12 protein-coding genes are annotated in these 16,329 nt (G+C 39.7%); 5 read left to right on the top strand and 7 right to left on the bottom strand.

The window, feature by feature from the left end; translation table 11 throughout:
• Window positions 1-202 precede the first annotated feature (202 nt).
• On the bottom strand, window positions 203-592 hold the full coding sequence (locus LEP1GSC052_RS02140; RefSeq protein ID WP_010572117.1) for a hypothetical protein: 390 nt from the start codon (window positions 590-592) through the stop codon (window positions 203-205).
• A 184-nt stretch (window positions 593-776) separates the two neighbouring features.
• Complete coding sequence (locus tag LEP1GSC052_RS21165) at window positions 777-5,300, bottom strand: LPD1 domain-containing protein (RefSeq protein ID WP_020985502.1); 4,524 nt, start codon at window positions 5,298-5,300, stop codon at window positions 777-779.
• A 150-nt stretch (window positions 5,301-5,450) separates the two neighbouring features.
• Between LEP1GSC052_RS21165 and LEP1GSC052_RS02125 the strand changes: the two genes are divergently transcribed.
• Window positions 5,451-5,741 (top strand): hypothetical protein, encoded by a 291-nt coding sequence (locus LEP1GSC052_RS02125; protein WP_010572197.1) that lies wholly within the window; start codon window positions 5,451-5,453, stop codon window positions 5,739-5,741.
• On the opposite strand, the gene LEP1GSC052_RS21595 is transcribed toward LEP1GSC052_RS02125, so the two are convergent.
• From LEP1GSC052_RS21595 to LEP1GSC052_RS02110, 3 genes are read right to left on the bottom strand one after another with little or no spacing between them, the layout of a single operon-like run.
• A complete protein-coding gene (locus LEP1GSC052_RS21595) occupies window positions 5,723-7,291 on the bottom strand; it encodes a hypothetical protein (protein ID WP_010572196.1) in 1,569 nt (522 codons plus the stop codon). The genes LEP1GSC052_RS02125 and LEP1GSC052_RS21595 overlap by 19 nt on opposite strands.
• A gap of 22 nt (window positions 7,292-7,313) precedes the next feature.
• Window positions 7,314-8,015 (bottom strand): bactofilin family protein, encoded by a 702-nt coding sequence (locus LEP1GSC052_RS02115; protein ID WP_010572195.1) that lies wholly within the window; start codon window positions 8,013-8,015, stop codon window positions 7,314-7,316.
• Entirely contained in the window at window positions 8,012-9,922 is a 1,911-nt protein-coding gene (locus LEP1GSC052_RS02110) for a hypothetical protein (RefSeq protein ID WP_020985517.1), read from the bottom strand. Before LEP1GSC052_RS02110 ends, LEP1GSC052_RS02115 begins: the two co-directional genes overlap by 4 nt.
• 69 nt (window positions 9,923-9,991) lie before the next feature.
• On the opposite strand from LEP1GSC052_RS02110, the gene LEP1GSC052_RS02105 reads away from it, so the two are divergent.
• From LEP1GSC052_RS02105 to LEP1GSC052_RS21590, 4 genes are all read left to right on the top strand, one after another.
• Entirely contained in the window at window positions 9,992-11,182 is a 1,191-nt protein-coding gene (locus LEP1GSC052_RS02105) for a baseplate J/gp47 family protein (RefSeq protein WP_040912756.1), read from the top strand.
• Window position 11,183: 1 nt separating this feature from the next.
• Complete coding sequence (locus LEP1GSC052_RS02100; protein WP_010572192.1) at window positions 11,184-11,780, top strand: hypothetical protein; 597 nt, start codon at window positions 11,184-11,186, stop codon at window positions 11,778-11,780.
• Entirely contained in the window at window positions 11,773-12,555 is a 783-nt protein-coding gene (locus tag LEP1GSC052_RS02095; protein ID WP_010572191.1) for a hypothetical protein, read from the top strand. The genes LEP1GSC052_RS02100 and LEP1GSC052_RS02095 overlap by 8 nt, the downstream gene beginning before the upstream one ends.
• Window positions 12,556-12,999: 444 nt before the next feature.
• Window positions 13,000-13,173, top strand: a complete 174-nt coding sequence (locus LEP1GSC052_RS21590; RefSeq protein WP_244265265.1) for a DUF6171 family protein — start codon at window positions 13,000-13,002, stop codon at window positions 13,171-13,173.
• A gap of 567 nt (window positions 13,174-13,740) precedes the next feature.
• Here the strand turns inward: LEP1GSC052_RS21590 and LEP1GSC052_RS02080 are convergent.
• Both LEP1GSC052_RS02080 and LEP1GSC052_RS02075 read right to left on the bottom strand, forming a co-directional pair.
• On the bottom strand, window positions 13,741-13,992 hold the full coding sequence (locus LEP1GSC052_RS02080; RefSeq protein ID WP_040912754.1) for a hypothetical protein: 252 nt from the start codon (window positions 13,990-13,992) through the stop codon (window positions 13,741-13,743).
• A 16-nt stretch (window positions 13,993-14,008) separates the two neighbouring features.
• The gene (locus tag LEP1GSC052_RS02075) at window positions 14,009-16,324 is read right to left on the bottom strand and encodes a ParB N-terminal domain-containing protein (RefSeq protein WP_020985513.1); all 2,316 of its coding nucleotides are present in this window, start codon (window positions 16,322-16,324) and stop codon (window positions 14,009-14,011) included.
• Window positions 16,325-16,329 lie beyond the last annotated feature (5 nt).

Genomic DNA, 16,329 nt, shown 5'->3' with positions numbered 1-16,329 from the left:
TCCGAAACTTTCAGAAGTCGAAAAAATCTCGAAAAAAATCCCTCAAGAACCCATTTCCCGTCTTCACCAATCCACCCGCGCATAGGTAGACCCATGTAGAATATTTTATAAACTTTATTTTTCTCCAAAGTCATAGCCGGGACTATATTCGAGAACAGTTGAATTCGTAAGTTTTTCGTTTATATTTTAGAATTTAATAATTTTATACTGCACTCGAAAATAGAAACACGTTTACTTTGCCTTTCGAACAAAGATTTGGATTCCAATATATTTTTGCCTGGGTCATCGAAGAAATTTTCTCCAAAACAACCCCCAAGAATACCCCTGCCTCAGACAAATCCAAACCGCCGGTGTCAAACCACTTATCAACGCTCGTAGTATCCCCGATTGTTAAAATAGGGTTTCCGTCAAAAGGAACGATCACCTTTACGAATAAATGCGAGACTAAAGAATTTATTGCCAAAACATCGCCCAGGTTGTAGCTACCGAGCGGGTTTGAAAAATCGATTTCAGTTTCGGAAACAAAAAGGTTTTTCAAAATGGAATCCTCAAGAAAATCATCGAAAGAATAAGGACCGAGGAATGTCGGCATTTAGACTTTTGAATCTTTATGTGAATATTCATTCTGCTCGGAGTCTTCTACAAACATTGATCGAAAAAAATAAAAAGCGTCATAAACCAAACGAGCAAAAATGCCGAGTGAGCACCAGAAAAGTAGACTCGATAAAAGCGTATAAAGAAAAAGTCCTTTTAGGATTTCATAATTGTCCATATCCTCAAGTCTCATCCTTAAAGAGAGAAATCGGATTCTTTTTTTTCTTTTCCTTAACTATATCGCTGATAGTTATATAGTTTTCAAATTGGCTTGAAATTCTCGGAGCGGTCTTATCGAGCGGTTTTAAAAGATGAAATTTATTTTTAAAAACATTTACAAAATCGTCGATCGCATTAACAATTCGAGTTCTCTCTTCCCCTTGCGGATATTTAATCTCATTTTGAAATGCTAATATCGGGTGCATCCCTTCCGTTATTCTATTTGGAGATACTAAATAAGTATTCATCATTCCTTTTTCCGCTAGTTTATCCTCAACATAAGCCTCAAAACCACGCGCGAATAGCTCTTCTCTCTGTACAAGTTCTTTGCTTCCTGTCGATAAAGCATTCTGATAGAAATTCGTTTTTGTTCCATCGGGATTATTTTTGATTACTGTAAAAAGTTTTTTTATCGAATCTGAGAAAACACCTTTCGGGTTTATAGTGATAAAATGACTTTTGTCTCGCTTGGCATCGTTTTCTGTACATAGATGATCGAAATAATGACCAAATTCGTGAGCTACTGATCCATCCCCTTTTGTCTTTGTAACATTAATGATTCTAAAGGAAGAACTATAACTCGCAGATTGACCAGGCTTTCCTCGCGCACCAAAAGCCATATTAAGATTTCCTTGAGTGATCGCCCTTTTCATATCGATCTCAAGTGCATCCTCTAAATCTTTTAATGAAGCAACAAACCGTGTTAAATGATCTTTAGAGGATTTATCATCCATATAATTACCAAATTGGACAGACTTAAATCCCCATTCTTCCGTAAGTGCTTTTGAAGAAATTTCACCAGGAGAAATTGTTCTCCCGTTCTCTCTTAAAATTATTCCTAAAGGTAAGCGTTTTAGATTACTATTATTTGGAGTATTTTTCTTCTCTGATTTTTTTTTCTCTGCCCATGACCAATCCGAATCTCGAACATTATTGAGTGGAATCCTAGACCATTCTTCCCTTGTTATAGATTCTTTAATACTTGTTCTTTCCGTGAATATTTTATTCGCGGCTTCATCGCTATATTGAGGATTTTTTATTTTAAACTCTTTTAACGTCGGATAAATTTTTAAAAAAGTGGTACTTTGGTTAATTGAATGCAATTTCTTTTTTTCAACGTAGTCTTTATATTTTTTAGCCGCCGTTTCTTCACTAAGAGGATTATACTGCAATGCTTCGCGCCAAACTCTTATCGATGGATCAGTTCTACACATAAGGAGATTAAAAAATCGATCTCCGTAAACGGAGGGCAACATTCTTAGCCCCTTATTTGTATCACTTACAAAGTAATATTTGTTCATTAGGGAGTATAATTCACGGTCGATTTCGAAACTTTGTTTAATCTCCCCGCCTACAATTTTTTCAATGATCGATTCGGCTCCGGGAACCATATCTCCTATTATTTTCTTAAATTTTTCAGAAATGGAGTCCATAGAACTTTTCGTGCGATCTGAACTAAGAATTTCCTTTTGAAAATTATCTATTTCGGAACGAACTATGATTTTATAATCGTGTAGAGTTCGTCTTGAAAATGAATTCGCATACTGTGTAATTTCAGCTATAGATTTTGCGTTAAGAATCGGATCGAGAATATCTTTTAAGTTAAGGACATATTCCTTTCTTGCATAATCCGAATCCGCAGGTTTCGAAGCGATAGAGTCGTATAACTTAGATTTTAAAAAAACTAAGCCTCCCTCCTCTCCCTTATTCTTGTACTCCGTAAAATCAAACGGAGGAAGTACCCTATCTTTTTTAACGACGCGCTCCGCTGTTGCGGAATCTAGCTTATTTAGATCGGATAATTTAAGTAATTTCGCAATCGCGGCCATCTCTTTCCGCGAACCGGGAACGCGATCATTAACATCTTTGAATTCTTTATTTTTTTCTTTATGATCGAGCAGTGTTTTGACATCCGTTAGATCAATTTTTTTAATCGTATCCTTTGGAGGGTCATCTTTATCTATTGATTCGAGAACTTGATCATTCGTATTTGGATGAGAATTGTATACCTCGGATTCTAGATTTTTTACGGTACTATGTTCTCCTTCCGCGTTTTTGTTTCCGCGCATTGCCTCGGAAAGAGATTTTGAATCAAAAGACTCATCCGTGATTTTTGTTTCGAAATTGGTAATTTTCGAATTTGTTTTCGCTTTTGGTTTTTCAATGATTACGATCCTTGTATTTACACCGGTTTGTCTAAAGGAATCGCGTCCAAGAAATGAACCGGAAGGAAGTTGTTCCGATTCCCCGTCAACGTCCTCTAACCATTTTCTAAAATTTTTTGCTTTAGAATCCTCTCGGTAGAATGGTCCCTCGGACATGATACTAACAAGGCGGCCGCCTGGTTTTAAGAGTGAATACGCGTGTTGAACATGTTCCAAATCCTGACCCTTCTCAAAAGGAGGGTTCATAATGATTCGGTCATAGAGTTTATCTTTGAATTCTAGAAAGTCGCTTCCTACGAGGTTAAAATCTTTCTTTTGTAGAATTTCTCTTAGAGAACTAAAATACTCGATCGTGTCAGGTTTGATTCCCGTTAAATTTTGAATTTCTTCGGAGAGATCTCCTTTTCCGGCTGAGGGTTCTAAGACCTCCATACCTGAAGAAATTTCTGCTTCTTTTACAAGTCTCTGCGCGAGTAGTTTCGGGGTCGGGAAAAAACCTGGAATCTTTACTCCGACGAGGTTTTCTTCTAACTTTTGAATTTCTCTTTTTTTTGGATCCGGTCCGCGACCTTTGTTATTTTCGCTAAGAGCTTGTATATATTTTCCCGCGTCTTCAACCTTTTTGTATGTATCAAGACCTAGGCGAAGAATCTTTATGATACTTTTTTGATAATTACTTCGATCCTTTTTTCCTTTAAAATAAAACTCGTATTTCGTTCCATTGATTAGAACTGTATTCTTTGATTTTTTCTCTGCGGGCTTTACATACAAATTGTCTTTAAGATTATCTTTTAAATCGTATATCCGTTTTAGTTCTTCGGCATTTTCAAGATCACTTACTTGAAAAGATTCGTAATGAGAATTCTTGTCCTTTGAAGTGTGCTTGAGGATAGTTTTATATTCTGCTTTTGTTATCAGACCTTTCTTCAAAGCCCAATCTAAGGAATGATTGTTTACCTTACCATCTGAACTAATTCGAATTTCTTTTTGCGTATCCTCGTAAAAGGAGTCCAACGGAAATTTATAAAACCTAACCGAAACTTTTGAATCTAATGGATTCAATTCCTTAGAATTAGGAATCTGACGATAGTAATCTAGGTGTTTGTAAGTCGAAATAATTTCCTCAATATCATTTTTACTTTTGATACTTTTAAGATACTCGGGAAGTTTTCCGTCCTCTACCTCGTTAGCAAGACCATAAAGTGCCGCTTGAATTTTTCGTAATTTGACAGATTGATCATACATCGAAGCCGCAATGCCAATTCTTCTTCTCGTTTTATTTTGTCTGGATATAGGCGGGCTTTCTTTGTGCTGAATCGCCTCTTCCATGTTGTCAGCGAGATGTCTAAATTTGGAAGAAATTACGCTTCTTTTAATTGGAGAATCGTCATCGATCGGTTTCGGATTATTTTTTTCGTTATATTTAAGAAGAGAATCACTGATATATGTTTTTATAATTTTTAGAACGATCGAAGGTTCTTTGATTTCAAGTCGTGCTAACTCCTCGTTTATCTTCGTTTTTATCGTATGAGGAATTTGTTTTCTTTCGATTGAGGTCTTTACCCTCTCAATAAATTTTTTGTCAGAAACGGAAAGACCATCTTCGTTAAGCTCCTTAATAATTTCAGGAAGAAAACTACTTTGAAGAATTTTAGGAGTGCTCGCTTGAACGTCATGTTCGCCGGATGCGTTGTCATTTCCGAGCATCGCTTCGGAAAGAGTTCTTTTCGTTTCCTTTACTTTTTCAGAAACGAGAGAACGTGTAATTTTATTTACGTTATCCGAAGATATACTAACGAAACGATAGCAGATATTTAGAATTTTATTAAGATCATTTTCACCTTTGTAAGCAAGTTCCAAAAATTCTTTTGCTTTTGATTCAAGACCGGAATTTAGAAGCGAGTTTTTTATTTCTGTAATCAAAGATCCGAGGTCATTGATTTTTCCAGGAACATATACCGGTCTTTTGTTTGGATATGGTGAGTTTTTTATCTTTGGAAGATTTGTGAAAAGAAGCGGCTGACCCGGATCGGTTTCTTTTTCCCTTTTTACCGATTCGGCTTCTAACTTGAATTCCTCCTTACCATGTGTTGAATGAATATTTTTTTGAGAGCTGTGAGAGGTTGTATGTTCCTTTTTCTCGGATGTTCCGTGATGGATGTGAGACTTTGGAGGTGCTTTTATCTGTCTCCATGGATGTTCAAGTCCAGCAAACTTTTTCCAAACGGACAAGTTTTTGTGAGTGGATATAGCATTATCTTGGAGTTTTTTTCCTTTTAGGATGTGGAGTGTTTCTCGAACGACTTCTCTTACGCCTATCATTTTGGAGAAGTTTAGTATGATACTAAAAATCGGAGAGGTGGGTCTTTCGTTAGATTAAGTTGAAAACAGAAGATAATTAATTCGTATTTTCTTGACAAAGAAACGCTGTATAACTATAGTACTTCGATTTTTTACAAAGGAGATTTTAGAATGAAAGAGTACGCGAGTGATATAGTAATCGAGGCAGACAACGGCCAGCTCATTTCCGCGAAGGGACTGCGTGAAGCTCAAGGAATAACACTTCAAAGAACAGACCATTTTGAAATACCAATTTCATATCCGATTCGGTTTTTAAAAAAATCCAATGGACTGACTGAAACCTTTTCAGACCTCCCCGCTGATGTTTGGTTTATTGGAACGGGTCCGAACGATGGTGATACACTTACAGAGTTTTTCGAAATTACGGATGTAAAACCGCTCGATCAGGTTCTTTCAAAATAGACACTTTTCGTAGGACTCCACTTGAAATTTATACTCGTGGAAGCCTTTGCTTGACCCGGAGAGAATTCATCGATTACATCCGTGATATATCCGAATTCCGGTATATCCTCGATCGGAATTGGATAATTTTTGGAAGGATCGATTACGATTTTGTAAGGCATTCCGGGTCTTAAAGGAACAAATCCAGTTTCAAAAGAACCGGAAGAAAACTTTAACTCTTCACGATTACAAAAAATTTGAAAAAGCAAATCACGGATTTTGGAAAGCTCACCCTTGTAATTTTCTTTTTTGGATGAGGTGAGATTTTCTTCCCGAAAAACAAGACCCGCAACTTTTACGTGTAAAAGTTTTGGTCCGAAGATTGCTCGCAACTTGTCGTCATATTTTGGTTCTGAAAGAATTGTACCAAAACTTTGAAATGTGTTTTGAATTACGTGAACTCCGACTATAACGGATTCTTCGGAATCCTCGATTCGAAAATTTTTTAAATCGTCTATCTCAAAGGTGTAAAATGAATCGATCGAGAAATTTTCAAGATCACGATACAACCCGTCCAACCCAAACATATAAAACGGAGTTGGTCTAAAAATTACCTTCGCTTCTTGACTTCCTACCTCGTATTCTTCAACGCTTGAAGATCCACATTCTCCGTAGGCTACCCCTTTCCCGTATACTCCTTCAAGGTCAAAGGTTTCGAGAGGATCGACAAAAAGTTCGTAGAGCGGTTCCGAAACATACGACCTTAAAATTTCCCAAAAATTAATATAAGAACCGATTGAAAATGAAGATAGTACTTGCGATTCATACGCAAAGAATTCCGTATAAGCCCGCGCAGGTAAAAGGATCGAAAGAATTGCATCCGAGTCTTGTGAGGTAGTCGGAGAAAGAATGTTTTTGTCCGCGTAGCGCGAAACATTCATCAATTTACAAAAAAACTCGTCCCAAAAATTACGAATTAAATCAGAAAGCTGTCCTTGTAAAAAAACACCCGCGGCCTTTGTGATTACACCCGCGTAAGAATCATCGGAGCGCGCCGCCGGTTCACCATCTTGTCTTTGATAGTCGATAAAAAAGTCAGTATCCGAAAGAATTGTTTCAATCGGTGAGATATTCACGTTTACAAAACTTTTTCCATCCGCAGAATACTCGCGCGAAGCATTCTTGACCTTCCCAACGTTTAGTTTTCTAAAAACAGGATTTTTTTCTTTTCTCTCTCCTACATCGATATACAAATATACGATACTTCGGATAGGAAATACTTCACGGAAAGGAATCTCTTCCCCTTCTTCGATTTGAGAAAGCGGAAGCGAGGTTTCACCGCTTGTTTGAACAAAGTAAGACTCTTGATAGGGAATAGATAAAAAGATTCCGCCCTTTCCGGCAGAAATGGAGCGATGGGATTTAATACTTGAAACATGCTCAACTGGAAAAAAGATTTTTGAATTCTTTCCGGGAAGACGTATCTCAAGAGCGAAGGCTTTTGGAGGAAGAAAGAACGAGCTTCGAACCGATTTGATTTCTTTTTGTTCGGTACTTCCAAGAGTAGGCATACCGAAAGTTTTAAATAAAATTCTAAATCGGCGGTCCTGTTTTTGTTGGTGGTAGAGGACCGGGTGAGTAGGTATGGCCGTGGGTTTTTACGGCAACGCCCGCGATCACTACGTCTTCACTGACTGAAAGTTTTCCTGTTTGATCTGTATCTCCTTCTATTTTTAGATCCCCTTGAAAATTCGTATTCCCTTTAAACGTTGTCTCACCTTCTATTTCTAAAGTTTCAATTTTCAGTTTTGCTTTTTTATTTTCGAAGTCGAGTGAGAAAACAAGTTCTTGATTCTCGTTATAGATTTCGATCTTGCTTGTCGTTTGCCGGACAAAGTATCCAGACTCGTGAAAATCAATTATATCTTTTTCGGGATCAAGAAAACTATATTTGGACCAGAAATTTTGAAGATTCGATAAATCGGAGTCTTTGACAGCAAACGGAAAGATTTGTGTGATCACAGGAGCGCGATAGGAACCGGAGATAAATTCTAAAAGAACAAGCTGGTCTTTTTTTAATCCGAAGGCTCGGCCATGTGCATTCCCGTTTTGTTTTAAAAAAGGACCGGAATATCGTACCTTTTTGTAAGGTTCTCCGAAGGTTGTTAAAACGTTTGCACGAAATCTCGGAAGAACATCGGTCACGGTTGCAAGAATCGCAGGTGTTAGACGTGCGTCCGGTGATTGAGGTTTTTCTTGAAAATCGAATGCGTCGTTTGAAAAACCTGACCTCATACGGAAATAATCGCACTCCCGCCACTTACCGATTCTATATAAAATTGAAGGTGAAGTGTATCACCGTCTTGCGCGGAACCGAAAAACTTCGCATCGGTGATTCTTGGATCGGATTTTATTTGTCTGAGAATTTGCGGGATATAATTCTTTCTTTGGATTTCATCGGGAAGTTCTCCCGGTGGAATCGGATTTCCTATCTCAGGCGCGCCGGGAATTGAACCCTGCTCTATGTCAATATGATCAAGTTTCTCATTTAAAAGAGCATCGTCTCCCTCGACTAAAGCAAGATCACCTGTAGGTGAAACCTCAATTCCTCTATTTGGTGTAAGCTTAATATCACAACCAACGAGAGCGATTTCCAGTTCTTTCGGTGTAGGGTTCTCAGGAAGACTTGTAAAAATATTCGTTTTTGTTCCATACGGAATTCGAATCGCAAGACGATCCAGTTTAGAATCTCTTTTTCCGTTGTAAGAAGCTAGAGCTTGTCCAAGTCCCGCGTCTCCAAGTCTTTCATCCGCGATTTTTTCCCAGGTATCGCTTGAGGTGGTATGAAGAATAGTATATTCGTTGTCTATACCTGCTTCATTGAGTGCGGCGAGAGTTTCAAGAAGTATCTCATCGGCAGTAATCGCAAATCTGTATACGTCGTTATCAACCCACGCTGTAAAATCAGCACCCGGCTTTAGACTCATCGCTTCATAAGAACCGGAATTGTCTACGGGGATAACAAACTGACCAATGAGTGCAAAAAGAGCGGAACAATCATTTATTGATTGGTCTATGTTTTGTCTGAATTCTGCTTCGTTTGCTCGCGACTTTTTGTATGCTTCGTCAATTAGGTCGGATATTTCCTCGGCATGAAATCCTCTTTTTTTCTTTGATATTCCCAAATCGGATTTTGCAGATTCGAACGTAACGCGTGCAAGTTTTCCTTGCGCGTTAAACTGGTCTTTCATTCGGTCCCACGAAGAAAGTAGTCTTTTTGTAGAACTTGCAAAAACCTGGATTCCGCGAGCAACTCCGAGTAAAGCCCCCGATAACTTGAGTGGTAAATTTACAAGATTCTCGAGCTCGTTCATAAGACCTGAGATTGTTCGAAACGCGTTGAAATTACTCCTTACAAGCTGGCTCGTGATTTTTGAATTCAGTTCTTTAACAACGACGAGGTTTAGGGAATACTTGTAAGTGTTCGTATCACTTACAGAACGTGTAACGGTAAACCCGTTCTGAGGAATAATGACCTCAACTGTGCGATTACGATCATAGTCTCGGAAAACAAACGCGTGGGTCTTCCAGGTAAGTCTTTTTTCAGAGAAAAGTTTTGTGATCTTTTGTGCTTGGGAATCGTTTGAAGAATATTCAACTGCATCGAGGCTTCTCGAGTAGTGCAGGAAAAACATAAAGTCATTGAATTCTTGTAACCCGGATCTAAACTCCCCTCCCCCAAGACTTAGATAACTACTCCGGATTTTATCGTAGTAACTTCCGACTTTGTTTTTTAGAATCGACTTACCAGCCGAAAAAGCGGATTGAACAAACCCCGCTCCCGAGTCACCGGGAATCGACATCTTTGGTTTTGCAGGAAGTCCTAGATGATAAATATGAAACTCACCCTCAAGTTTTAGCTCGCTGTTATCGAGTCCGTAATCGACTACAACCACGGACCCGAAAGTTTTTTCAACGAGAGTTCTATTTTTAAAGTTCTCATTGTAATTGAGAGGACCGTTTACAAAAAAGTATTCGTTTTGATTTTGAAAAATCGAATACGATCCGTTTGTTTTTTTTTCATAGAATGCAAAAGAAAAAACGTTTTGAGGTTCATACGTTGGTGCAAGAGATCCGCTAAACGCCCCTCCGGTAAGAGAATTAAAACCAGACGTTACCCCTCCAACGACACTTGAAAACACGATGATAGGGTAGGGGAAACTTTCTAATCGGTGTTCTCCGATTCCAATTTTTCGAATACGGATCTTTTTGTGGCCGCTCCGTATGTTCCAAAAATTTTTCTAGAATACCTTACCGCGATTCAGAACTCCCTTCTTGCTTCCGGTTCGAGGTTATCAAATTTCAATCCGGGTTCGAGAATTTCTACCTGGATTGCCGCGATCGCAACAGTCCTCGCCGAAGGGGATCTAAGAACCTTAAACGGATTTTATTATGCGATTAAAGAAGGCGTATATAACGCTTTTGGATTCAAAAGACTTCCCGGTCTTGTGTCCGTCGGAATCGTTCGTATCGAACATACCGGACACACAGAACCGATTCAGATTCCAGTTTTCAAACTGGACCTTTTTGGTCTTGAATTCGAATCAATCTCATCTGTTACGATTCCGGTCGGGAATACCTTTAGCGAAATTGAAATCCGGGCATCGAAACCCGGAGTCGATTACAATATCCGAAGACTTTCGATTAATACACTCGAAGGACTCGGAACGGTAAATATAGAGCTTCCTCCGAATATTCGAATTTGGAATCCGTCCGACTTCGCTGGTGGAACCAATCTAGAAAGTGAGGAAAGCAGACTTAAAAGATTTCGTAACTTTATCATCTCTTTAGGTCGCGCGACTAAACTCGGGATCTATACAGCGGCCACCTCAATCCCCGGAATAGCCGGTGTTCAACTGACTACGAATTGCAACCCCTTTTCGGGTGCGTTTGAAATTGGCTGGATCAATTTGTATGTAAGCGACGGAACCTCGAATCCTCCGCAAAGTCTTTTAGATCTCGTTCAAAAGGTGATCGAGGGAGACTTAAAAGATCCTGAAAATTATCCCGGATACTCTGCGGCGGGGACACAAGTGGCTGTATTTAGAATTCCTGTTTTTGGAATCACAGTGAAGTTTCGACTTCAATTACAAAAAGAATCTCAGTTAAAAGACGAAGACGCGTTAAGCATCGCTTTAAATCAGATTACGGTTTATTTAAACACGTTACCCGTAGGATTCGATGTTCTTTTAAAACAAGTCGAAGGAACCTTACTCAAAGCGCATCCCGATTTTTACCGGGTCATAATCGATGAGTTCTATGGAAAACTTGCAAGTGATCCGGTTCCGAATCCACTTCCTCAAAACTTAGATATTGTCGTTCCCTCTACATATCTTCCAAGAACCGGAGGTTCATCCGGCGGTTCCGTTTCAGGTATCTTAGAACGAGTGGAGCCGTCTTAAAATGTCAGAGAATAAACTTCTTGAATCCATACCTCAGATAAACTCAACCGATCCGGTCTTTAGAGAACTTTTCGGAAATGCGGAAAGACCCGAGCTAAGTCCCGTAACGAATATAAACGACTTAAATAAGGGCGCGCTCTTTAACGCGATCGAGTGGCATTTACGCTATCAAGAATTGGCTACGAAGTGCGCGGAGCTTTCAAACGCCGAGGGTTACTTTTTAAAACTCTGGGCTGAGTTTTTAGGTATCGAAAGACCTGTTGGAATGACGGATGAAGAGTTTGTCGGTTATATCATCGGATACGTACTTTCTAACGAGCCGACAATTCCCAAACTTGGAGAAATTTTCCCCGCGCCCTTGTTCGCAGTTCTTCGATGTGATGAGTTAGGTTTTGCAACCGATCATTCCGCAAGCGATTTAGGTCTAACACTTCCCGGTCCCGAAACGAAAGCGGTTTCAGGAATTATAACCCCCGATCGTGGTGCAAGTTATATCGTTGTGGATGATATGACTAAAATTACAAACCTTCAACTTACCGAAGCAACGCGCATTCTTGCCGCTGGAACCGCTGTGTATGCAGGAGAGGCAAATGGCTGAGGTTCAAATTCCGTTACAAAACAACGAAGTTAAAATTTATTATCACAACCAGTTTCAAAAACTTTCCTCGAACGATCTGAATAGACTCTCTGGAGCGGAACCGCAAAACTCTGCAATTCCGGCAATTCTTACCTCAATACTTGCTACAATCGGAAGAAAGACGGATACCGCGATCGGATTCGAGGTTAGTTCTCCTGACAATCATTCTATTCTTGTCGGACCTGGGCTCGTTATACGTCCTGATTCGGTTTATCTTTTTCCATCGGTAACACTTACTCCCTCTCAAGGTGCGCTTTGTGGAATTTATGAATTCTCTCTTGATTCACTTCTAACAGAAAACTCCGCGGTACAGGTTTGGAATATTGAATCAGAAAGGTTTCAACCACAGGTAAGACCGACAAGAAAATCATATCGAACAAATCTATTTGAACAATGGAGTGGGACAGCTCCCCTACCCTCTTCCACTCCGGGTAGATTTGAGCTTCTCTCTTATGAAAAAAATTCTTCTTCAGGTCCGATCACAAATCTTGTAAGGACTCTTCCCGTATATGACCCGGCTCTCATCGGAATAGACGTCGAGTTAAATCCAGGGATCGAAGATAACGACTCTCTTGCGTCCGCGATAAACTGGCTTTTTGATTTTATCGAAGAAAAGGAGTTTATAAGAACCACGCCCTCACTCGGATTTACATCCGCAAAATGGAGAGTACGAACGCAAGGAAACCTTTCCTTTTGGAGTATTGACGAGGGAGGTAGCTGGCACCCTTTCGCATAACCCCGCCTACTGGTCCAATCTCTCCGGTTCCCGGAGCGGGCGGTCATTGGGTGGGGAATTACGGCTCAAACAGATATGATGTTTATCCGCAAGGTTCTTATTCTGTCGGGGATCTTTGGCACGTCGTCGATGCTCACATTGATAACGGTACACCGGTCACAGACTGTGGACAGTGCGGCGGTCAAAACGAATGTTTTCAACTCGGTCCTTGGTTTGATTGTCCGAAGTGTCCCGCCGGATATTCCAAAACTATTTCAGTCGGTCTTTGTTGGGTAGGAGGGACAGCTTTTGTTCCTTGTTGTACCTCTACTTGTTGTATAAACAACTGCAATACGTGTCATATCCCAAATTGGTATACACGATACAGAGTCTTTAAATACGAATTTCTACAGTGGACTCTCGTAACAACCTACTCGGTTCCTGGAAGACTGTGGTCCTAATGGTATGAAAGAGTCCTTAACTTTTTCTGAATCGCGTCTTGAGGTTTGTCTCTCTTGTCCTTTCCTTGTAAAAAGAATCTTCTCCGAGCAATGCAGTGTTTGTTTCTGTTTCGTCCGACTCAAAACAAAAGTTAAATCTGAATCTTGCCCGATAGGCAAATGGAAAAGAGAATCCTGATATGAGTTGTTGTGGTGGAGGAAAAACATTGAACCAAGAGCTTATTTATCAGAACATCGAACAGTTTTCGAATATCGAAACAAACTTAGGTCTTAAAGAAAGTGTAGCCAGTAAAATGGTCCGGTCTCTTCTTCAAAAGGCGAAAGAATTAAGCGATAGTTTCCCGGAGAATAGCCAGGATATTATCTTTCACAATCTCTCTCAGAAAGCTATTTCCGCTTTCTATTCCAATCAAGACGTAAACTCGGTTGTGGAATCCGTTTCTTCTAAAGTTTTTCAAAGTTTGAGTGAAGCCAAAAAATTAGCGGAAGAATTTAAGAGTTAAAGAATAATGAAGCTAAAAAAGAAACTGAAATCCCTTCTCTTCTCTCTTACCTTCCCAAGAATTACCTCAACGGTTCTTATTAACCGGTCCGGTTGGAATTTGATTTTAAGAAATCATTTCTCCCCTTGGCTTTCGGTCACAGCGTTTCCGATTCTCTCTCTGACCTTTGAAGGAAGAGAGAAAAACGGTCACTATGTTTCTTGGATTTTTGGATTATTCGGAATTTCTTTTGTATTTCTTTTTTATTCCAGATCAGAAAGTTCGGGATGTTGAAGCTCTCTCTCATAGTCTCCTAAAAGATCGCGCTTTTTTAAAAACTCTAAGAGAACGTCTCTTTCGAGTTTAAGCGCGTCTCTTTCCACAAACGTAAAATCGATTGCTACGAAAAGATCATCGAAGGATTTCTGTGTGAGGGCTTGGAAGTATAACCCTTCGGTAAAAAGCGCGCGGATTCTTAATACGTCAGGGTGATGACGAAATGGTCTGTTGTTCATTCCGTATTCTAAAATTCTATACGGCAATCGGAGGCTTAAATTCTTCTTTTAGTTCATTCAATTTTAGAATCGCTTCCTCTACGTCAAAAAGATGTGATTTTGCAAAAAGCATTCCGGTATTCGAATCGTCTTCTATCTCTTTCAGTTTTGATTGTATCGAATCCTTGATTATATTAAGATCCTGAATGATCGCTCCAAGTCTTCCGATTACGGAAGCAGAACCTATTCCTTTGTCTGCGGCTACTGCAATCGAGGCCGCGAGTTCTTTAGAGAAATCTTGAGAAAGTGCGCTTACGTTATCCCCTAAAATCCGATTATACGTTTTTTGGATCCCGTCAAGCATAGTATCGAGCATTTTTCTATTTGTCGCGGCTTTCTCCATTGATCCGACGGAACGCAGAGCTTCTTTTTGAACGTTTGTCGCTACAGTATCAAAATCGAAATTATCAAACTCCCCGCTTTGGAGTTCTTTGATATAGTTTTGAACGACAGCCGGTCCTTTTCCGGGATACTTAGTCTTGTTCTCCACATACCATTTAAACGCTCTAATCTGAATTGTATGATTCGGTTTATCGTTTTTGTCTTTGGCAAACATTCCGATAACCTCAGCCACTCCGAGCGGGAGAGATCGGTCTTTTTTAGATACGAGTTTAAAAAGATCAGGGCTAAGATTTTTTAAAGCAAGACGCTTCTCAATCTCTCCTACCTTTTTCCCGAGTTTTTCAGCGATCTTTTTGGAATCCCATCCGTTTTCAATCATCTCAGCATACGCGCTTGATTCGTCGGTAGGATTTACAACACGTCTATGATTCTCACTTACCTGTGCGACAAGTCTGTCATTTGCGGATTGAAATGACTTTGGCACTACGTGAATTTCAAAACTATCCGGTAGTTTTCCTTCTTCAACGAGTTCTTTGATCGCCTCGTAACGATGATGTCCGGCTACGACTGTCCATTCGTTATCTTTTAAGTCAACAGCCATCGGATACTGTGGATCATATCCGTTTTGTTTTATAAGTTCTTTTAGGGAATTGATCTGATCTCGATCGTAATTTTCTTTTGCGGTGTATTGCTTTATGACTCGAAGTTTGTTAAAGGGAAGTTTTGTTGGAACCGGATTTCCTTTTTTTGTTTCCTGAACTTTTTTCTCCCTTTTCTTTTTTACCGGTTCTTCTTCTTTTTTCTCTCTTCCTTTCGGAAGAACCCGCCAACCTTTTTCGGTTTTGACATGGGTTTTCCCATCCCTCCAAACCGAAGGATGATTCATCGGTGAAGGCGGTCGTCCAATAAGTGCTTTTAGAATTTTTTCAAGACGCGGAACCGATTCCTTTACAACATCCAGAGAACCTTTCAAAATCTCTTTGTGGCTTTTGTCTTTGAATTCTCTTTGAATTGATTTTTGAAAGTTATCCGTTGAAAGAGAAGATTTTGAAATTTCGAGTAAAGTATTTCCTTCTAATGTGGTCTGAACCAATCTTTTCAGACTCATCTGAGAAAGTTTTGATTTTAGAAATTCTATTTTAGGATTTTTTAACTCCTTCTTTGTAGATCCCGATTTCAACCATTCTTTAAATTGTTCGACTGTTAAGGAAACGACACTTCCAAGTCCCTTCCATCCTTTTTCATAATTGGAAATGTAGGCTTGCTTTGCGGCTTTGAGGTCGTGAAACCCGATCATAACCTTGTGTTCGTCGAAAGAGTTATCTTTGTTTTTTTGGTTGATTACGAATACAATTTCGGATTCGGTGTCAGGACCAAGGAAAACGTCTACATGATCCCCGTCCGCTCCCGCAGTTCTTTTGATATATCCGTAGTCATTGCGGATCTTTGTTTTCCACCTTTTTCCGTCTTTATCTTCACCGGTGCGATACGTTCCCTTTTTGTTTTCGATCGCTATATCAAGACCCTGGATTCGAATATGGTTTTTTTTGTAATTCCCCGCTTTTATCTGAGCAGGCGTCGGATTCGATTTCAATACGTTCGAAATCGACCCAAAACTGACAGACTTCTCTTTTGTAGCGTCTTCCTCATCTTCTCCAAACTCGGCTTTACCTTTTAAGAATTCGGATAGAAACCCCGCGCCGAGTTTTTTAAACTCCTTTGAAAGTGCAAGGCAACCGTCTTTTGAAATCTCCTTATCTGAAGATCGAAAAACAGACAGTAGAGCTTTTCTCGAGAGCTCGTTTAACTGAGCTTCCATCCAAGGCTCCGTTTCCTCATCCATTGCCCACTCCTGCCAGAGTGGGTTTTGCTTCGTCATAGCTAAATGGATCTTGTCGAGGATCGTTTCAGCGAGTTCGGAGGTGATTTCTTCTTTTTGAAGAATCGACAAACGGG

This window comes from Leptospira kmetyi serovar Malaysia str. Bejo-Iso9, from assembly GCF_000243735.2.
In the GTDB taxonomy this organism is placed as follows: domain Bacteria; phylum Spirochaetota; class Leptospiria; order Leptospirales; family Leptospiraceae; genus Leptospira; species Leptospira kmetyi.
Note: the sequence above shows the minus strand (reverse complement) of the source record. Positions and strands in the feature narration are given on the sequence as shown.